Raw genomic sequence first — 19,495 nt, 5'->3', positions numbered from 1 at the left:
GGGTTCAGCGGGCGGTCCTGCTCCGTCACCCGATGCCGAGTTCGTTGTCGAGGAAGTCGAAGAGTTCGTCGTCACTGGCCGCACCGAAGTCCTGGGCGTCCTGGGCGGACTCCCCGACCTGGCCGCTGCGGGTCTCGCTCCAGCGCCGCAGCAGGCCCTTCAGCCGTGCGGTGACGGCGTCGTGGTCGTGGGCCTGGTCGGCCTGGGCCAGCGTCGTCTCCAGCTGGTCGAGCTGGGCCTCCAGCGATTGCGGTGCGGAGACGCCGGCCGGGGCGATCTCCGCGGCCAGGTGCTGGACCAGCGCGGTGGGCGAGGGAAAGTCGAAGACGAGAGTGGTCGGCAGGCGCAGCGCGGTGGCCTTGTTCAGCAGGTTCCGCAGCTCCACGGCGGCCAGTGAGTCGAAGCCCATGTCCTTGAACGCCCGGTCCGGGTCGACCGAGTCGGCGGACTCGTGGCCGAGCACCCCTGCGACGTTCGCACGGACGAGGGCGAGCAGCTGACGCCTGCGGTCGGTCTCGGACAGCACGGACAGGCGCTGGGCGAGCCCCTGGCCGGCGGGGGCCGCCGTAGCGGCGGCCCGGGCGGCGGAGCGCCGGGACCTGGTGCGAGGGCGACTGAGCGCGCGCAGTACGGCGGGCAGTTCGTCGGTGTGGTCGGCGAGTGCCGGCAGGTCGAGCCTGATCGGCACGAGTGCGGCGGCACCGTCGGCGAGCGAGGCGTCGAGCAGGGCGAGTGCCTCCTCGCTCTCCAGTGGCGGCATGCCGAGGCGGTGCAGCCGTTGGAGGTCGGCGGCGCCCAACTGCCCCGCCATGCCACTGGTGGAGCCCCACAGCCCCCAGGCGAGGGAGAGCGCCGGCAGGTCGGCGGCGCGGCGGTGCCCGGCCAGGTCGTCCAGGAAGACGTTGGCCGTGGCGTAGTTGGCCTGTCCGCCGCCGACCAGCAGTCCGGCCGCCGACGAGAACAGTACGAAGGCGGTCAGGTCCAGGTCGCGCGTCAGCTCGTGCAGGTGCCAGGCGGCGTCGGCCTTGGGCCGCAGTACGGTGTCGAACCGCTCCGGGGTCTGGGCGGCGACGACCCCGTTGTCGGTGACGCCCGCGGTGTGCAACACGCCGGTCAGCGGCCGGTCGGCGGGGATCCGCTCCAGGACGGCGGCGAGCGCTTCCCGGTCGGAGGCGTCGCAGGCCTCGACGGTGACGCTCGCGGCGCCCGACGCGGTGAGCTCGGCGCGGAGTTCGGGCACGCCGGGGGCGTCCGCGCCGCGGCGGCTGAGCAGCAGGAGGTGGCGTACGCCGTGGGCGGTGACGAGGTGGCGGGCCACCAGGCTGCCGAGGCCGCCGGTGCCGCCGGTGATCAGGACCGTTCCGTCGGCGCCGAAGGCGGCGGCGCCGTCCCGGCCGGACGCGGCGACCCGGGCCAGGCGGGGCACGAACAGGCCGCCGTCGCGGACCGCGACCTCGGGTTCGCCGGTCAGTGCGGCGTGCCGCAGCGCGCCGAGCGTGCCGCGGGCCGTGTCCCAGTCGAGCAGCGTCAGTCGTCCCGGGTTCTCCGACTGTGCCGAGCGCACCAGGCCCCACACCGGCCCCGCCGTCAGATCGGCGACGGTGCCGGCGGCGGCCACGGCGCCCGAGGTCAGCACGACCAGCCGGGCCGGCGCGAAGCGGTCGTCCGCCAGCCACGCCTGGACCTCCGCCAAGACCCGCCCCGCGGTGGCGCGCAGGCCGCCGGGTACGTCGGAGTCGTCGCCGGCCGGCACGGTGAGCAGCACCATCTCGGGCAGTGGGGTGCCCGCGTCCAGTGCGGCGCCGAGCGCCGCCACGTCCGGGAAGGCGGTGGCCAGCCGACCCGCGACCGCGCTCCACGGCGCGGCCACCGGGCCGACCACGGCCCAGCGGGTCACGGCCCCGGCGCCGTCGGCCGACGGCCGGGGGTCGCCGACCGGCTTCCGCCGGTCGAGTTCCTGCCAATCGAGCCGGAACAGCGACTCGACGTTCTCGGCCCGGGTCAACCGGAGCTGGTCGTCGGAGACCGGTGGCGCCACCAGCTGCTCCACGGAGGCGATGGGCGCGCCGGTCACGTCGGCCACGTCGACGCGTGCGGAGTCGGGGCCCGTCGAGTCGACCCGTACCCGGACCGTGGTGGCGCCCGCGGCGAACAGCGAGACGCCCTGCCAGGAGAACGGCAGCCTGGGCACGCCCGACCCGTCGGGCTCCACGAACAGCGAGGCGTGGAAGGAACAGTCGAGGAGCGCCGGGTGGAGTCCGAAGGCCTCGCCGTCGGCGCGGGCGTCCTTGGGTAGCGTGACCTCGGCAAACACCTCCCGGCCGTTACGGGTCCAGGCACGGCGCAGCCCCTGGAACACCGGGCCGTAGCCGTAGCCCCGGCCGACGAGTCCCTCGTAGGCGCCCTCAAGGGACACTTCCTCGGCGTTCTCGGGCGGCCAGACGGTCAGGTCGTAGGGGTCGGGGCGGCCGTTGTCGCCCAGTACGCCCTCGGCGTGCCGGGTCCAGCCGGCGTCGGAGTCCGCGTCCTCGGGCTGGGAGTACACCGACAGGGAGTGCCGCCCGGAGCCGTCGGAGGGCCCGACGACGACCTGGAGGCGTACCCCGCCCTGCTCGGGGATCACCAGGGGCGCCCCGATGGTCAGTTCCTCGACGACCTCGCAGCCGGCCTGGTCGGCGGCCCGGACCGCCATCTCGACGAAGGCGGTGCCGGGCAGCAGGACCGTGCCGAACACGGCGTGGTCGCCGAGCCAGGGCTGGGTGTCGAGGCCGAGGCGTCCGGTGAGAACCACGCCGTCGGAGTCGGGCTGTTCGACGGAGGCACTGAGCAGGGGGTGGGCGGAGGGCAGCTGCCCGAAGGCCGCCGCGTCACCGAGGACGCGCCCGTTCGTCTCGTCGAGCCAGTAGCGCTCGCGCTGGAACGCGTAGGTGGGCAGGTCGACCCGGCGTGCCCCGGAACCGTCGAACACCGCGGTCCAGTCCACGTCGGCGCCGGACCGGAAGGCCTGGGCGAGCGCGGACAGCAGGGTCTGCGCCTCGGGGCGGTCCTTGCGCAGGACCGGGACGAGGAGTACGTCCCCGGTCTCCTCCAGCAGGGGCCTGGCCATCGCGGAGAGCACGCCGTCGGGCCCCAGCTCGATCAGGCGGGTGACGCCCGCGGCTTCGAGAGCGCCGACGCCGTCGGCGAAGCGGACCGCTCGGCGGACGTGGCGCACCCAGTACTCGGGATCGCCCAGCTCACCGGCTTCGGCGAGCCGTCCGGTCACGCAGGAGACGACGGCGATGCGCGGCTCGGCGAACTCCAACCCATGTACGACCTGCCGGAATTCATCCAGCATCGGTTCCATCAGCGGGGAGTGGAAGGCGTGCGAGACCGCGAGCCGTGCGGCGGAGACGCCCTGCGCCTCCAGTGCGGCGACGATCTTGTCGACGGTGGCCTCCGCGCCGGAAAGCACCACGGACGCGGGACCGTTGACGGCGGCGATGCCGACCAGGTCCTCCAGTCCCTCGATCAGCGGCAGTACGTCGGACTCGGCGGCCCGGACGGCGGCCATCACGCCACCGGCGGGCAGCGCCTGCATCAGCCTGCCGCGCGCGGCGACCAGTCGGCAGGCGTCCTCCAGGGACAGGACCCCCGCGACGTGGGCCGCGGCGATCTCGCCGACGGAATGGCCGGCCAGGAAGTCGGGGCGTACGCCGAAGGATTCCAGCAGCCGGAAAAGCGCCACTTCGATCGCGAACAGCGCGGTCTGGCTGTACGTCGTCTGCTTCAGCAGCTCCTGATCGCCGGAGACGACCTCGCGCAGCGGACGGCCGAGCTCCTTGTCGAGCAGGGCGCACACCGCGTCGAAGCTCTGGGCGAAGACGGGAAACCGGTCGGCGAGTTCGAGGCCCATGCCGACCCGCTGGCTGCCCTGGCCGGTGAACAGGAATGCCGTGCCACCCTCCGACCGGAGGGCGCCGGGGGGCTCCTCGCCGACAGCGATCTTCTCCAGGCCCACCAGCAGTTCGGTGCGGTTCGTGCCGAGCACCGCGGCGCGGTGGTCGAGTACGGCTCGCGTGGAGGCCAGTGAGAAGCCCACGTCGACCGGGGTGCGGTCGGTGCCGGTCGCGAACGCGTGCAGCCGCGCCGCCTGTGCGCGCAGCGCCTCGGCGGTGCTGCCGGAGAGCACCCAGGGCACGGGGACGTTCGAGGGCCACTGCCCGGTCTCCGCCGGGGCCTCGGCCGGCGCTTCCCGGGGGGCTTCCTCGATGATGACGTGGGCGTTGGTGCCACTGATGCCGAAGGACGAGATGCCGGCCCGGCGGGGCGTGTCCGCCCCGGTCTTCCAGGGCTGTTCCTCGGTGAGGAGCGTGACGTCGCCCGCGGTCCAGTCGACGTGGGAGGACGGGGCGTCGACGTGCAGCGTCCTGGGCAGTACGCCGTGCCGCATCGCCATGACCATTTTGATGATGCTCGCGGCCCCGGCGGCGGCCTGGGTGTGTCCGAGGTTGGACTTGACCGAGCCCAGCCACAGCGGACGGCCCTCCGGCCGCTCCTGGCCGTACGTCGCCAGGAGTGCCTGCGCCTCGATGGGGTCGCCCAGGGTGGTGCCGGTGCCGTGCGCCTCGACCACGTCCACGTCGGCAGCCGACAGTCCGGCGTTCGCCAGTGCGGCACGGATGACGCGCTGTTGGGAAGGCCCGTTGGGGGCGGTCAGGCCGTTGCTCGCACCGTCCTGGTTGACGGCGGAGCCGCGTACCACCGCGAGCACCCGGTGACCGTTCCTGCGCGCGTCCGAGAGGCGCTCCACGAGGAGTACGCCGACGCCCTCGCCCCAGGCCGTGCCGTCCGCGGCCTCCGCGAACGCCTTGATCCGGCCGTCGGCGGCGAGACCGCGCTGCTGGCTGAACTCGACGAAGGTCTCCGGCGTCGGCATGACGGTCACCCCGCCCGCGAGGGCCAGGTCGCACTCGCCGCGGCGCAGTGCGTTCGCCGCCCAGTGCAGGGCCACCAGGGAGGAGGAGCAGGCGGTGTCCACCGAGACGGCGGGGCCCTCCAGGCCGAGTGTGTAGGCGATGCGCCCGGACACGACGCTGCCGGTGTTGCCGTTGCCGATGTACCCCTGGAGCTCGTCGGGGACGACGCTGAGGCGCGAGGCGTAGTCGTGGTACATCACGCCGGCGAACACCCCGGTCCTGCTGCCCTTGAGGGACGACGGGGCGATGCCCGCCCGCTCGACGGCTTCCCAGGACGCTTCCAGGAGCAGTCGCTGCTGCGGGTCGGTGGCCAGGGCCTCGCGCGGGCTCATGCTGAAGAACTCGGCGTCGAAGTCGGCGGCGTCGTGCAGGAATCCGCCCGACCTCGAGTACGTCCTGCCGGGCTTCCCCGGCTCCGGGTCGTAGATGCCCTGTGCGTCCCAGCCACGGTTGTCCGGGAACTCGGAGACTCCGTCCGCGCCTTCGGCCACCAACTGCCACAGGTCCTCGGGCGACCGTACGTCGCCCGGGAAACGGCAGCTCATCCCGACAATCGCGATCGGCTCATTTTCTCGGCGCTCGGTCTCCCGAAGCTGTCGGCGAACCTCCCGAAGATCGGTGGTCGCCCGCTTCAGGTAGTCGAGAAGCTTCTCCTCGTTCTCCACGCCAATGTCTCCTCAAAGATCCGGCCAGGAATTCAAAATGCTTGAGAGCTGAATCCCCAACGGCCCGAAATCAAGACACGTCGGATAAACACCCCCGTGGCGCATACGCTCGTAGGCTACGCAGGCCAAGTCCCGCAGCCCACCCCTAGCCCGCCCCTATTCGCCCCTAAGGCGACGGCGCCCACCGGGCGGGATCAGCCGTGCGACCACTATCCATTACAGGCTCTCTTGCACAGCCCGGACATCACCCAATAGCCTGCATCAGGAAGGCATCAGCAATATGTACATTGCGGAATTTAATTCGTCGCAGGCAAGTCAGGGAGAGGACGGTCAAGAACCATGGGAGAAGCCACCGGAGGCACCAGTCCATGGATTCGGCAGTTTCATCCGGCTCCGGCCGCGCCGGTCCGGCTGATCCTCTTCCCGCACGCGGGCGGTTCGGCTTCGTTCTATTTCCCGGTGTCCCGCACGCTCGCACCGGCGGTCGACGTCGTCGCGATCCAGTACCCGGGCCGGCAGGACCGCAGGCACGAGGAAGGCATCGGCGACCTGCACGACCTGGCCGACACCCTCGTCGCGGAGCTGCGGCCCCTGGCGGACAGGCCGCTGATGCTGTTCGGACACAGCATGGGTGCCACGCTGGCCTTCGAGGTGGGCCGTCGGCTGGAGCAGGAAAGGATCGTTCCGCTGGCTCTCTTCGCCTCGGGCCGCCGGGCGCCGGGGCGGGCCAGGGACGAGACCGTGCACCTGCGTGACGACGAGGGACTCGTGGACGAGCTCAAGGAGTTGAGCGGTACGGAGCCGGGTGCGCTCGGGGACGAGGAGCTTCTCCGGATGATCCTGCCGGCCATTCGCAGCGACTACCGGGCTGCCGAGACGTACCGCTACCGGCCGGGACCCGATCTGAGCTGCCCCGTCCACGCGTTGGTGGGCGACAACGACCCGAAGGTGACCGTGGACGAGGCCCGTTCCTGGTCGGATCACACGAGTGGGCCATTCGAGCTGAGGGTGTTCGACGGTGGGCACTTCTATCTCGCCCCGCACGCGGCCACGGTCAATCGTCTGCTCGCCGACTGCGCGGCGGCACATCAGGCCGGCGCCGCCTAGCGGGCGCGCGGGGATCACTCTGCGAATGATCCCCGCTGCACTCCGACTGCCTTGCCCGTCGGGCGGGTCGGGCCGGTCAGCCGCCCGGCGCGTGTGCGCGGGAGGCTTCGCCCTGTCCCGCGGAACCGATCGCCGGGATGCCGAGGTCGTCCTCCTGCTCAAGGGGCGCCTTGCCTGGTTCGCGTCGCAGGGACAACCCTTCCAGCAACTCGTCACGATTGCTGACCTGGAGCTTGCGGTAGATCCGGGTGAGGTGCTGCTCGACCGTGCTCACCGTGATGTACAGCTTGCGGGCGATCTCCCGGTTGGTGTGGCCCACGGCGGCCAGGGTGGCGACGCGGCGCTCGGCATCACTGAGCGCCGTGGAGGCGTCGTCCTCCTTGACCTCCGTCTCCTCCTTCGCCGACACGAAGGCGTCCCCGGACAGGCCCCGCAGGAGTTGCATCGATACGGCGTCCCTGTGGCACAGCTTCGCCTCCTGCACGGCGCGGCGGCCGGCGGTGCGGGCCTGCCCGAAGTCCCCGAGCGTGTGGTGAGCCCTGCTGAGGTCGGCCAGGGCCCGTACGAGTTCGAGGCGGTTGCCGGAACTCTGCAGAAGGTCCACGGCCTTCTTCAGCAGCTTCGGACGCTGGCTGGTCTCGCTGGCCGCCGCCTGCACCCGGATGGAGATGCCCCGGATGAACGCGCCCTGTGCACCGGGGCGTTCCATCTGGCGCGCCACCAGCTCCCGGGCCACCTCGGGCCGGGCGAGGCGCAGATACGCCTCGGCGAGGTCGCTGCGCCACGGCATCAGTATCGGTACGTCGGCCTCCCACGCCCGGACCTTCTGCCCGCAGGCCTGGAAGTCGCTGAGGGCTACCAGCGCACGGTCGACGGCAAGGTGATGATGTCCTCTGGCTCGCAGGTAGAGGGTGCCGAACGCCGTGTCGAACATGGCCTCGGGGACCAGGTGGTTGAGAAGTTCCGCCGCGCGCTCATGCCTGCTCAGTGCCGTGTTGACCATCACCAGCGTGCTGATCGGCAGGCCGATCAGCACCCCCCAGCTCTTGGCCTGGAGGCGTCCGAACGCGGCCTCGGCCTGCGCTTCGGCGATGGCCAGGTCCCCCTGACGCAGGGCGATTTCCGCTCGTACGCTGCCGAGCACCGCCTGCCAGGTGTTGGCCCGGCGCCGCACGGCCTCCTCGATCAGCCCGTCGCACCACATCGCGGCGAGATCGGGGCGGCCCGAGAACTGCAGGGCGAGCAGCGCGAACGCGATGATCTCCAGTGTGGTGTCGTTGAGCCGGCAGCCCTGGAGGATGTATTCGGCGCTGGTGACAGCGGCGTCCTCGGTTTCGCTCTCCAGGACGTTGGTGAGCGTCGCGGTGGCGCGTGCCCAGGGGTTGCCGACGGAGCCGCCCAACTCGGGGTGGCCAAGGACCATGCGGCCTCCCTCCTGCGGCGGAATCCGGTTGCCCGGGCCGCACATCGACTGGAAGATCAGGCTCAGCTCCGCGGTGAGCTGCGCGTCGTCCAGGTCTCCCGCCTGGTACAGGAGCTCCCGGGCCTCCGTCGCCCCTTCGAAGTCGCCCTGCCAGAGCAGGTAGCGGATGACGTTGACCACGTCGCGGCCCATGAGGTCGCCGCTGCGCACGGCGGCCTGGAGGGCGTCTATGTGCGGCAGGATCGTGGCCGGGTTGATCCGCCAGGCGGCGCGAGCCAGCATCGCCGTGATGGCGACCCGCTCGGCGTCGGTCGTGCAGGCCTCCAGGGCGAGTTCGAGGCACTTGAGCGCGTGTTCGGCGTCATTGCCGGCGAGCGCCTGGGCCGCGGCGTCCCGCAGGACCTCCATGGCCCAGCGGCCGACCGCGCTGTCCGCCGCGATCAGGTGCTTGGCGATCTCCGCGGTGCTGGAGCCGAGCTTGTGCAGCAGTTCGGCGCAGTGTCCGTGGAGCTGCGAGCGGCTCTCCACCTCCAGGCCTTCGAGTACGGCGGCGGCGACGGGGGCGGGGAATCCGGACGCGCCGCGCAGCCCGGACGTACCGAGGATGTCGAGCATCTCACCGACTCGCTCCGGCATCATCCCCAGCAGCCTGCCGATCAGCGCCGGGGAGGCGTACTCCCCCAGCACCGCCTGCCCCTGGGCGACTTCGAGGAGCGCCGGCTCCCAACGGTGCAGGCAGCCGCGGACGGCCTGGCCGAACGCGACGCCGGGCAGCACCTCGGTGAAACCACACACCTCCGATCCCTCGGATCCCTCGGATCCCTCGGAACGTTCCTGGATGTCCTCGATGAGCGCGCGGAGGAGCATGGGGTTGCCACCGGTCAACTCGAAGCAAGAGTTGACGAAGGTGTCCGGTACCCCGGACCCGAGCGCATGCACGAGCAGCTCCCGGACGCCGATGCGCGACAGGGCGTCCAGCCTGATGCGGTGGTGCGGCTGCCGGGTGGTCTCGGCATGGAAGAAGGGTCTGGCCAGCCGGGGCCTGGACCATTCGTTGAGCACCATCAGGACGCCCGCGGAGCGGATCCGCCGCTGGAGGTACAGCAGGACCTGCAGCGAGGCCGAGTCCGCGAAGTGGACGTCGTCGATGCCGATCACCACGGGCCGCTCGGCGGCCAGATCCAGGATCAGGGCGCACAGTTCGTGGACTCCCTGGACGTCGCTGTGCCGGAGCTCGTCCGGCTCCGCACCGGCCTCCCCCGGTCCCGAAGCCACCACCGGGACCAGCTCCGACATCTGGACGGTGACCTCGGCCGGCAGGCCGGTGTGCTGGAACAGCTGGCTGATGACTCCCATCCGCAGGGACTGCTCGGCCTTGGCACCCGTCGCCCCGAGAACCAAAGCGCCGCTCTCAGCGGCCCGGCCTAAGAATGTGTTCAGCAACTCGGTTTTTCCGCTCGCCAGCACCCCACTGACTAGTGCGACATTCCCAACCCCGCCATTGCATTCATCCAGGAGACCCTCAAGGGTATCCAGAGCACTGACCCGTTCTGCTTCAAAAACTCGATTTAACGAGATGTTCACCAGGACCCCCGTCCACCTTCGCACCTCAGTGTATTCTCAATGTCCTTCTTCTACACCGTCACCAACCCCCCTCGCAAGTGACCCAGATCACAACCCCATCCTGGAACCCCGGCACAGCCAAGGCTATCGCCTTTCCCCACCCCCTCGCTTAGGGGGTCACAGGGGTACCACTAGGGGGAGCGCATTGCCTAATTTGTCCATCTCTCCGCTTCCGTTGCTCCCATCAGGGCCGACCGCCCGCGAAAACAACTCGAAGGGTGAAAGCATCTTGCCGGAACACAATTCCTTACGGAATACCGGAGGAGGGTCGAACGGCAGAAGCCCGGGGAAGCTCCTCGCCGTCAGCGATCTCCACGCCGGTATATCGGAGAACCAGAACCTCGTAGCGGGCCTGCATCCGACGTCCGATGACGACTGGCTGCTTGTCGCAGGTGACGTCGGCGAGATCAGCACAGATATCGAGCGGACGCTCGGGCTCCTGGCAGGGCGTTTCGCCAAGGTCGTCTGGGCGCCCGGCAATCACGAATTGTGGACGGTCCCGCAGGACCCCCTCCAACTGCGCGGCGAGCAGCGGTACCGCCACCTCGTGGAGCTCCTGCGGAGCCTGGGCGTGGTGACGCCGGAGGATCCGTATCCCGTCTGGGAAGGTCCCGACGGACCCTTGACCGTCGCACCGCTCTTTGTGCACTACGATTACAGTTTTCGCACCGATCCGACGCTGACCAAAGAAGAATCACTGGCCCGCGCGAGTGACGCGGGAATTGTCTGCACGGACGAATACATGCTGCATCCCGAGCCTTATGCCAGCATGGAGGACTGGTGCCGTGACCGGGTCGCGTACAGCGAAAGGCGTCTGGCCGAAGTGGATCCCGGGGCACCTCTTGTCCTGGTGAATCACTATCCCCTGGTACCTGACCCCACCCATGTACTGCATCACTCGGAGTTCGCCCAGTGGTGCGGCACGGAGCTGACCGGCGACTGGCACCGCAGGTATTCCACGGCGGCGGTGGTCTATGGCCATCTCCATATCCCGCGTACCACCTGGTACGACGGCGTGAGATTTGAAGAAGTCTCCATTGGATATCCCCGCGAGTGGCGCGCCCGAGGACTGGTCCGCGGCATGCTGCGTGAAATATTTCCGGACTGGGAGCACCGGTGATAGAGGAGATCGTGCCCGCGATGGTTGCCTGCGCAGACCGTTTCGACGACGCTGACCCCGTCTCGCCGTTCCCGCAGGAGAAGGCGGTGGTCGCCCGCTCCGTGGACGAGCGCCGGCGGTCGTTCCACACCGCGCGGCACTGCGCCAGGATCGCCATGGCCCAACTGGGTGTGCCTGCCGCGCCGGTGCTTCCCGGCGAGCGGGGCGAACCGCTGTGGCCCATCGGCACGGTCGGCAGCATGACCCACTGCACCGGTTACCGCGCGGCGGTGCTCGCCAACGCCGGTGACGTGCTCGCTGTCGGCATCGACGCCGAACCGCACCAGCCGCTGCCGGACGGCGTACTGGGCACCGTGTCCCTGCCCCAGGAGCGCGGGATGCTGGCCGAGCGAGCGGCTCAGCGGCCCGAAATCCACTGGGACCGGCTGCTGTTCAGCGCCAAGGAGTCCGTGTACAAGGTGTGGTTCCCCCTGAACCGCAGCTGGCTCGACTTCGAGCAGGCGGACATCGTCCTGGACCTGGACGGCACGTTCACCGCCCGCCTCCTGGTGCCGGAGGGGCTACGGGTGAACGGCGACCGCGTCGGCCTGCTCTCCGGACGCTGGCTGGTCGGGGCAGGCCTCGGGCTCACCGCCATCACGCTGGAGGCGCCGGGGGCGCGGCACACGTACAGAAGCGCCGGGGAACCGACACCCGTACCGAACGACCGAGAGCCCGGCGCACGCGCAGAATGACCGAGGCCGTTCCGGCAACCCCCAGGGGGTGTTCGCAAAGTAGCGCTGGCCGCCCGCCGCGGGGCAGGCGGGACTTTGCGGACACCCCCTAGCGCCGGAACCGGGGCGCGGAGCGCCCGGGGTGGGGTCGGCCCTCCCCCGGAATAGGGGCCATCACGGGATTCCGGAGCCCCTGACCAGGACCGCAGACTTGCGGCCATGACGCTCGACGCTGCGATCACGCCTGATGTCCGGCCGGTCCCGCAGACGACTGGCAGCGATTTCGCCCAGTTGTCCCGCAGGATCGTCCAGGCCGGTCTCCTCGACCGGCGCCCGCTCTACTACACCGTCCGATTCACCCTCGTCGGCCTCGCCTACCTGGGTGGCTGCGCGGCGTTCGTCGTCCTGGGGGACTCCTGGTCGCAGCTGCTCGTCGCGTTGGTGATGTCCGTGGTGTTCGTCCAGGCCGCGCTGGTCACCCACGATCTGGCCCACCGGCAGGTGTTCAACAAGCGCAGGCCCAGCGAGGTAGGCGGTCTGATCGCGGCCAACTTCTTCGTGGGCATGAGTTACGGCTGGTGGATGAACAAGCACACCCGCCACCACGCCAACCCCAACCACGAGTTGAAGGATCCGGACGTCTCCCCGGACATCCTGGTGTGGTCCAAGCGCCAGGCGGAGGCGGCCACCGGGCTGCCGCGGTTCATGGGCAAGCACCAGTCCCGTCTGTTCTTCCCGCTGCTGACCCTGGAGGGCCTGAACCTCAGTTTCAACAGTTTCAAGGCGCTGCGCAGCCCGACGACGAAGCGCCCGGTCCTCGAAGGCTCCCTGCTCGTCGCGCACTTCGCGCTCTACTTCAGCGGGCTGTTCCTGGTCCTTTCCCCCGGCCTGGCCGTCGCCTTCATGGCCGTCCACCTCGGACTGTTCGGGGTGTTCCTCGGGTCGGTCTTCGCCCCCAACCACAAGGGCATGCCGATGCTCACCGAGGAGCACTCGCTGGACTTCCTGCGCCGCCAGGTCCTCACCTCGCGCAATGTGCGGGGCGGGCCGTTCGTCGACGTCGCCATGGGCGGGCTCAACTACCAGATCGAGCACCACCTGTTCCCCAGCATGCCCACCCCGGCGCTGCGGCGGGCCCAGGTCATCACCGAGGCGTACTGCGCAGAACTGGGAATCCCCTACCACCAGACCGGTTTGATCGCCTCGCACCGCGAGGCCCTGCGCCACATGCGCAGCGTCGGCGAACCCCTCCGTGATGCCCGCTGAGCGGAGCAAACCCCCCAAGACCCCGGCCCGGTGGCACCGCCCGACCCCTGCGCAGCGATGCGGGGCGGCAGCACCGGGCCGGCCGATGCCGGAGGCCGGACATGACAGCCGGCACGGTTTTGCCGTACGACGTTCCGCTGTACGAAGCGCAGAGCGAGGTGCTCGACGATCTCCTCGGATCCGTCCCTACAACAGTGCGTCCCAGTTGCGCCAGTACTTCGGCACGCGCCCGGTGCCCCGGCCGTTCGGCACTTCCTCTGCCTGGCAGTCCTTTGAGGCAGGCCGGCTGATCGCCGAACGGACGGGCCGGGTGGCGGACTACCCGGTCGACCGCCGCCACGTGGCCGCCACCTACCGCGACGACGACGGCATCAGCCTGCTGGACCCCTATCTGCTGCACGCTACGCCGCTGCGGCTCGACCGCCGCGCCGCGCGGGACGGCGTGGTACGCGTGGCGGTGGACGCGTATCCGATGCGGACCGGGCCCGACGGCGCTCCCGCGCCCAGCCGGGTGCGGGCTGTGTGGCGGCTCGACGACGACTCCGTACGCCTGGACTATCTGCGTTTCAGCCCGCGGCGCGGCCACAACGTCATCTCCCGTTCGTTCACCCTGCGCCCCGGGACCCACCTCGCATCCGTGCCGCCGGCCGCCGACTGGATCCGTCCGGTGCTGCTCCACCCCGAACAGCACAGCGTCTCCGTTCGCGTGCTGCATCCCGTGACGCGGCGGCTGGCCGAGCTCGTCCTGCCGCTGTCCGGCCGTCCCACGGGGGTCGCCTCCGACGCCCTGCGCGTGATCACCAAGAACAACGAGGGCGTGATCGGCGTGTACGGGTCGGCCGGCATCGGGCAGGACGCGGAACTGGTGGCGGAGGCCGTGAGCGCCACGCACCAGGACGTCGTCGACTTCCTGCTCGAAGCGGCGGCGCTCCACCTGGCGGGTTGCGGCGAACGGCTCGGAGCCCGTCCGGGCGGCGACCCAGCGCCGGTTCGCCGAGGCGTTCGGGGTGAGCTTCTTCCGCGAGGAGGTCTTCTCGCCGGGCTATGCCCTCGCCGAGTGCACCCTCAACGTGACCATGGGACGCCCGCTGTACGCGACACCGACGGGCCACTACGACCGCGCCGCGCTCGCCAGGGGCAGGGCGGTACCGGTCCCGGCCTCCGCGGACAGTGTCGAGCTGGTCGGCTGCGGGAGCGCGGTGGCCGCCACTCGGATCCCACCTCCGTCAACTCCTCGCGGAACTGCTTGAGATGACGCCGCAAGCAGTGGATCCGGAGGTCCCGGTGAGCGCCTACGGAATCGACTCGGTGTCCATCACCCTGCTCACCGGCAAGCTGGGACAGTGGTGCGGCGCTCCACTGAACAAGGACATCCTGTTCAACCACCTCACCGTCGCCCAGATGGCCGCGGAGGTCGTCCGGACCGTGGAACAGACGGGCGGCCAGACCACGGAACAGACGAGAAGTCAGGCCGCGGCCTGACGGCGGCCCGTACGCGATGCGGGGCCGCCGGCCCCCGCATAGGGGATCACCGCCCGCACTTTAGGGGTGACAAGTCGTGGTGGCACGGATTCCCCGCCGCCTTCAATGGTCACCCACTCGGGTACCCCGCACAGCGTTGAGGAGCGGTGATGGATTTCCCTGTCATACCGACCGGAGCAAGTGCCTGGGACGCCATGATCGGCGACGGCTTCGCCCAGGCCCTCCAAGAGGGCCTCTCCCGGGCGACCCTGAAGGCATCCACGACATCGCCCACCGCGCGCACCACAGCCCCACCCGCGGTCGCCCGACCGGCAGTCGCCCCTGCCGCCGTCACCCCACCCGCAGTCCCTCCGGCCGCCCTCGTCCCGACCGGCGGCACCCCACCCACCCCCGCCGCCACGCGCCCTCCGGGACCGCCACCGGGGTTCTCCGAGGCGGTGCTGCGCCGCTTCGAGGCGGCCCTGCCGGACGCGGTCGGCCAGGTGCTGCACTGGGAGAGCGCGGCGCGCCGGAGCGTCCTGCGCCGGGCCCGCACCCTCCTCGCGACGGCGCTCGCCGCCCCCGCCGAACTCCCCGGCCCCGAACCGACCGGGGACCCGCTGCCCCAGTACCGCACGGCGGCCTCCGTCCTGCTCCTGGAGTGCGTCGTACTCGAAATGCTGGAGAGCGGCCACTCGGACCCCGATGCGGTACGGGCCCTGAGCGCGACGATCCGCGAACGAGGCGGCCGACGCCGCGCCCCGGCCGGCCCCCACCCGCGCCGAACGGCTCAGAGCCCCCGGCCCACTGCGCAAGCCCGCCGCGGCGTAGTGCGGCCGGCCCGGCCTCAGAGCCCGGTGATCACGGCTCACCACGGGCACTTCACCGACAGCGGGTCCTCCAGTTGGCCGATCACCGCCGCTGTCGGCGAGTCTGCCCTCGGCAGTGCCTGGGCGGCCCACCTGGGCCACCGCATCCCCGACGCGTCCGACGTCGATGTTCCGGCACCCTCGTCGACGGCGGGGCGTTCGAGCCAGCCTGGACGTACGGCCTGACCTGCACGACAATCGCCTGACACCCCATCAGAACGGGCGTCGAATGAGCGTCACGAACGTCATTTCAGCGTCAGGACATCGCCCGTAACGGCCCGCAGTGTACATCATGCGCACTCACAAAACCCCAGTTCAGGAGGACTTTGCGGCGGGTTCGAGGATCGCCACGCACTCCACGTGGTGCGTCATCGGGAAGGAATACACAGGCCTGACTACCAAGAAACCCACAGGTCAGAGGCCACACGGCGACCTCGATGGTGCGGCCGTGCGTCAAACGAGCGTCACCATCAGCCCTGGCGTCTCTACGTGGCCGGCCCTGGTCCGGCGGTTACGGCTGACCGGCCAGCGCCCTGCGGGCGGGAAGGGTGCGACGAGGATGCCGGACTTGGCCCTTCGTCCGCCACCGCCGGCGCCCCGTTGCCGGCGGACGGGCCGCCGGCGAGAAGTTCCCTGGCTCGGTGCAACGCCTCTCGCAGCGGGGGACAGACCAGGGCTACGCTTGTCAGGCCCGCGGCCGCCAGTAGATCCGGGACGGCTCCGCCGCCAGGGAAGAGGACCGCCCCGGTGAGGAGACCCACGGCCACAGCGATCTTCCCCGCCCTCGCGAGCAGGCGGCTCCTGAGCGGCTCGGCCGCCAGGCCTGCTGCGTCCGGTTCTGGCACGTCCGCCAGGAGTGCGTCATCGACAATCACCAGACTGTCGCGCTGTGCACGTGGCCTGCAGCTGTGGCGTAGTGCGTCGGCGACGAGCCAGGACAAACCACGGACGGCGATGTCACGGTCGGCTCCCTCGCAGAAGAGGTAGCGCTCGTTGCGGTCGGCGAGTGCTGAAATCAGTCGTTCCGTGGACGCGAGTACCCGTTGACGCGCGGCGAGTGGCATCGTGCGGGATGTGTGCCGCGCCTGGGCACGCAGGGAGTTGCAAAGCCGCCCGAAATTCCTGCCATGTACCTCAAGCGCCGAGTCCTGTGTCCTGCGGCCGTCCGGAACGAGCAGCATCTCCAAGAAGCGAACCGACGCCACCGTGACAACCCCGGCCGCGTCGGAAATTGCGGCAGCGCGGTCATCACCCGCCATGAGCGTGATGGAGACAGCACCAAAGCCGGCGATGGCAGCGAACATCCAGAACGGCGTGACTGTGGTCTGGCCAAGTGGTGATGTCGTCCACCAGAAGGCCGGCACCACAACCAGCATGGGCACCGCCTGGAAAAGCACGGAGACGCAGCGACCGGCGACGATACGGTGCCACCGGTCAACGAGTTCCTTGCTGTCCGGCCAAGCTTCCGCTGGTACATCCTTCTTCTCCAACTCCGCGAGCAGCACCACAACGCGCGCCTCGCAGACGCCTCGCCGAAGGCGCCCCACGCCGGGGATCCGGCACACCACCGCACCCAACACTCGGGTGCGGGTCCACCACAGCATGGCGATCCAGACCGCCTCGAAGAATGTCCACCAGCCCCAGCAGAACGAGAGGTTCACGAATTCTGTCAGCGTCATGACGGGCAGAGTGGCAGACAGCGCTGGCATTGATGTCGATACCCACGTTCAGGTGGCCTTGCCTCAAGCATTGGTTGACGCCCTGTGGGGTGGCATCACAGGCGGGGCCGATGGGCCTCATGCCTCAGCCCGCAGCTATGCAGCCGCCTCCACCAGGAACGGACTCAACCTCAGTTTCGTATGGGAGGCGGTCGACGCGGAGGGGTCACCGCCTTGGGGAACGGCAGGGCTCCGTCATGTAGTCCCATCACCACGACGCACCGTTATCCAAGGCCCCTGAAGGAGGGCATCGTACCGATACTGACGGTGTCCCGGTCCCTCAGTGCCCCCCGAAGATGGGAGGTCCGAATGCCGGCAGCCGTGAGATCTTCGGCCACCAGGTCAGGTGCTTGTGCTGGGTTGACTCAGCAGATGCCCAGCAGCCCGGTGCGGATCGCCTGGTCGCGTAGCAGAGCGAGCGTTTCGGGCGCGTCCGCGAAAATGTCCTCGGCTCCTGGGGTTAGAGCCTGGTGAAACATGGCGTGGACGACGTCAGCGGTGGGCTGTTCCCAGATCGTTTCTGCATAGGCCTCCGCCTCCGCTAGGTCATCCTTTTCAAAGGCAATACGCCACTTGTCCAGCAGTAGCGGGGTGATCCGATAAGCGTTGAGCCGCCCCCGGACAAGGATTTTCCGGTTGAGGTCGAAGACCTTGATTGTCGCGTCGCCCCTGTCTGTGAGGTCGATGTATGCGCCGGCAGCGAGTGAGAGGTGCAGATGCGGAGCGGGATCCTCGCTGGTCGGGTCGATGAGCAGGGGTGTGTCGTCGTCGGCGAAGGGGAACTGGTCGCGCTTGAGGTGGCTGTTGCACAGGGAACACGCCAGAAGGTGGTTGTGCCAGTCGAAGGTGCGCAACGGATTCACGCGGACGGGCTCGAAGTGGTCGATGTCGGTTCCCTGGTTGTCCCCGCAGTACATGCACCGCTCCAACCCTGGTGCCATCTCCGCCAGGGCACTTTTCAGCGCAGGGTGTATGTGCCTCCGGACAGTGGTGTGCTTCCATAACTGCTTGGCTCGCTGCTTGGGGACGGCCGCCTGCCCGATGTCACCGGTGTAGCCAGCCATTGAGGTCAGCGTTGCCTGTAGGAGTGGCACTCTCTTTAGCCGGATCATGAATCGCGCCGGGGGTGACGGGAGTGGATCCGGGCTGCGATTTCGTCGACGCGAGTAGCCGGGGAACTGGCCAGCTGGCGCTTCAGATCACGGTACTGGACCTTCTCCTCTTCGCTGGCCAGGCCTCGCACCACGTCCAGCTCCAGAGCGAGGAGCTCTTCCCGCTTCTGTTCGGCCTGGTCCGAGTAGGGAGTGTCGAGCCCGAACAGGTCCGAGAGCACGGCGTCGTCACCGCTGCCGAAGATGACGCGGTCGTAGAGATGCTGGGGTACGACCTCCACGGGGCTCTCCTCGTCCGGGCCCGGCAGACGGATGAGGCCCCCAGGGTCTGCTGCCTGGCAGATGTACGGGCTGTGCGTGGTGACGATGAACTGAATGTTCGGGAAGTGCGCCTTCAGCCAGCTGCCGATTCGCTTCTGCCAGGACACGTGCAGATGGGCATCGATCTCGTCGATGATGACAACCCCGGAATTCGGAACGTTCGGCCTGCCGTCCGTCGTGTCCAGAACGAGTTCACCGTAGGCATCGTGAATCTGCTTGAGGATGTCCACGACCAAGGCCGCCACCGTGCGGTAGCCGTCGCTCATCTCCCGCAGCGGAAAGCGGTGGTTGTGGTTGACAACCCACAGGCCCTCGGAGTCAACGCTGTCGATCTGATAGGCATCGGGCAGCAGGTCGTCGCCCAGGATGGCCAAGGCAGCCGCTTTCATGTCCCGGGCACCGTCCCGGTCCTCGAAGGCGCGCAAGTGCTGCTCAATGAGCCAGCTCACGCCCTCCGCCAGCGATGCGTCCTCGTGGAAGAGACTCGTCAGCCGGGCGACTGCGCCTGAGCTGGACATCAGCCGCTGGATGTCGCTCGAGCCTCCCGCGAGCCTGCGGAAAGGTCCGTACCCTGCGCAGAACCATCCCACCGGATTGTCAGCCCATGGGCCGCGCTGGGCGACTGGGCGTTCCTTCTGGTAACCGATGGTGTTCAGTGCCGGCTGTCCGGACCGGCTGGAACCTGGCTTGCCGGAAAGCGACGTTTGGTCCGCTGCGGTCCAGCGCAGCCCTGCCCAGATCGGTCGGACCGGACGGCGGCCCGTGGTGAACTGGTCCTGGTCCGGGTCATGGACCAGGCACACTTCGGCCTTCGCCACCGCCTCGTCTCGGGATACCCAGGTGTCGAACCCGGGGACGAGGCTGCGGGCCACGGCCGGACCACTGACCGCCAGCGCGATCGCGCGCAGCAGGGTCGTCTTGCCCGAGCCGTTGCGCCCCGCCAGTACCGTCCAACCGGCGTATGACCCGTCTGGCCTGGTCAGGTCCAGGTCGACGTTGCGCGCACCGTGGAACGACCTGATGTTCCGTAGGCGAAGGTTCTTCAGGTACATGTCTGGTCCGCCGGGATCCCGTTCTGAGGTGAGAGTCGGATAACTGCAGACTCTGTGGTGACTTTAACGTGGCGTAGTGCCAAATCA

Annotated in this window: 12 protein-coding genes; 7 read left to right on the top strand and 5 right to left on the bottom strand. The window is 69.5% G+C overall.

What is annotated here, in order from left to right; all coding sequences use genetic code 11:
* Positions 1-25 precede the first annotated feature (25 nt).
* Entirely contained in the window at positions 26-5,629 is a 5,604-nt protein-coding gene (locus tag ACZ4YL_RS12140) for a type I polyketide synthase (protein ID WP_468116257.1), read from the bottom strand.
* Positions 5,630-5,962: 333 nt separating this feature from the next.
* On the opposite strand from ACZ4YL_RS12140, the gene ACZ4YL_RS12135 reads away from it, so the two are divergent.
* The gene (locus tag ACZ4YL_RS12135) at positions 5,963-6,730 is read left to right on the top strand and encodes a thioesterase II family protein (protein ID WP_468115892.1); all 768 of its coding nucleotides are present in this window, start codon (positions 5,963-5,965) and stop codon (positions 6,728-6,730) included.
* Positions 6,731-6,806: 76 nt separating this feature from the next.
* On the opposite strand, the gene ACZ4YL_RS12130 is transcribed toward ACZ4YL_RS12135, so the two are convergent.
* Positions 6,807-9,737, bottom strand: a complete 2,931-nt coding sequence (locus ACZ4YL_RS12130; RefSeq protein ID WP_468115890.1) for a helix-turn-helix transcriptional regulator — start codon at positions 9,735-9,737, stop codon at positions 6,807-6,809.
* Between the two features lie 268 nt (positions 9,738-10,005).
* Here ACZ4YL_RS12130 and ACZ4YL_RS12125 point away from each other — a divergent pair, with 268 nt between their 5' ends.
* From ACZ4YL_RS12125 to ACZ4YL_RS12100, 6 genes are all read left to right on the top strand, one after another.
* The gene (locus ACZ4YL_RS12125; RefSeq protein WP_468115888.1) at positions 10,006-10,896 is read left to right on the top strand and encodes a metallophosphoesterase family protein; all 891 of its coding nucleotides are present in this window, start codon (positions 10,006-10,008) and stop codon (positions 10,894-10,896) included.
* Positions 10,893-11,630 carry a 4'-phosphopantetheinyl transferase family protein gene (locus ACZ4YL_RS12120; protein WP_468115886.1) on the top strand — a complete coding sequence of 246 codons (738 nt, stop codon included), beginning with the start codon at positions 10,893-10,895 and terminating at the stop codon, positions 11,628-11,630. The genes ACZ4YL_RS12125 and ACZ4YL_RS12120 overlap by 4 nt, the downstream gene beginning before the upstream one ends.
* A 198-nt stretch (positions 11,631-11,828) precedes the next feature.
* Positions 11,829-12,875, top strand: a complete 1,047-nt coding sequence (locus ACZ4YL_RS12115) for a fatty acid desaturase family protein (RefSeq protein WP_468115884.1) — start codon at positions 11,829-11,831, stop codon at positions 12,873-12,875.
* A 310-nt stretch (positions 12,876-13,185) separates the two neighbouring features.
* Positions 13,186-14,130, top strand: coding sequence for a hypothetical protein (locus ACZ4YL_RS12110; protein ID WP_468115882.1), 945 nt, complete (start codon positions 13,186-13,188; stop codon positions 14,128-14,130).
* Complete coding sequence (locus ACZ4YL_RS12105) at positions 14,127-14,357, top strand: acyl carrier protein (RefSeq protein WP_468115880.1); 231 nt, start codon at positions 14,127-14,129, stop codon at positions 14,355-14,357. The genes ACZ4YL_RS12110 and ACZ4YL_RS12105 overlap by 4 nt, the downstream gene beginning before the upstream one ends.
* 149 nt (positions 14,358-14,506) lie before the next feature.
* Positions 14,507-15,391 (top strand): hypothetical protein, encoded by an 885-nt coding sequence (locus ACZ4YL_RS12100; RefSeq protein ID WP_468115878.1) that lies wholly within the window; start codon positions 14,507-14,509, stop codon positions 15,389-15,391.
* 299 nt (positions 15,392-15,690) lie between these two features.
* Here ACZ4YL_RS12100 and ACZ4YL_RS12095 read toward each other — a convergent pair whose 3' ends face one another.
* From ACZ4YL_RS12095 to ACZ4YL_RS12085, 3 genes are all read right to left on the bottom strand, one after another.
* A complete protein-coding gene (locus ACZ4YL_RS12095; protein ID WP_468115876.1) occupies positions 15,691-16,884 on the bottom strand; it encodes a hypothetical protein in 1,194 nt (397 codons plus the stop codon).
* A 404-nt stretch (positions 16,885-17,288) separates the two neighbouring features.
* A complete protein-coding gene (locus ACZ4YL_RS12090; RefSeq protein WP_468115874.1) occupies positions 17,289-17,987 on the bottom strand; it encodes an HNH endonuclease family protein in 699 nt (232 codons plus the stop codon).
* Between the two features lie 44 nt (positions 17,988-18,031).
* Positions 18,032-19,408 (bottom strand): AAA family ATPase, encoded by a 1,377-nt coding sequence (locus ACZ4YL_RS12085; protein ID WP_468115872.1) that lies wholly within the window; start codon positions 19,406-19,408, stop codon positions 18,032-18,034.
* Between the last annotated feature and the right edge of the window lie 87 nt (positions 19,409-19,495).

This window comes from Streptomyces sp. NPDC030021 (assembly GCF_055574035.1).
This window is presented reverse-complemented; position numbering and strand designations above follow the sequence as displayed.

Coding starts and splice junctions, on each gene's coding strand:
- ACZ4YL_RS12095 (WP_468115876.1), bottom strand. CDS start 16,884: ATGACGCTGACAGAATTCGTGAACCTCTCGTTCTGCTGGGGCTGGTGG.
- ACZ4YL_RS12135 (WP_468115892.1), top strand. CDS start 5,963: ATGGGAGAAGCCACCGGAGGCACCAGTCCATGGATTCGGCAGTTTCAT.
- ACZ4YL_RS12090 (WP_468115874.1), bottom strand. CDS start 17,987: ATGGCTGGCTACACCGGTGACATCGGGCAGGCGGCCGTCCCCAAGCAG.
- ACZ4YL_RS12105 (WP_468115880.1), top strand. CDS start 14,127: ATGACGCCGCAAGCAGTGGATCCGGAGGTCCCGGTGAGCGCCTACGGA.
- ACZ4YL_RS12085 (WP_468115872.1), bottom strand. CDS start 19,408: ATGTACCTGAAGAACCTTCGCCTACGGAACATCAGGTCGTTCCACGGT.
- ACZ4YL_RS12100 (WP_468115878.1), top strand. CDS start 14,507: ATGGATTTCCCTGTCATACCGACCGGAGCAAGTGCCTGGGACGCCATG.
- ACZ4YL_RS12115 (WP_468115884.1), top strand. CDS start 11,829: ATGACGCTCGACGCTGCGATCACGCCTGATGTCCGGCCGGTCCCGCAG.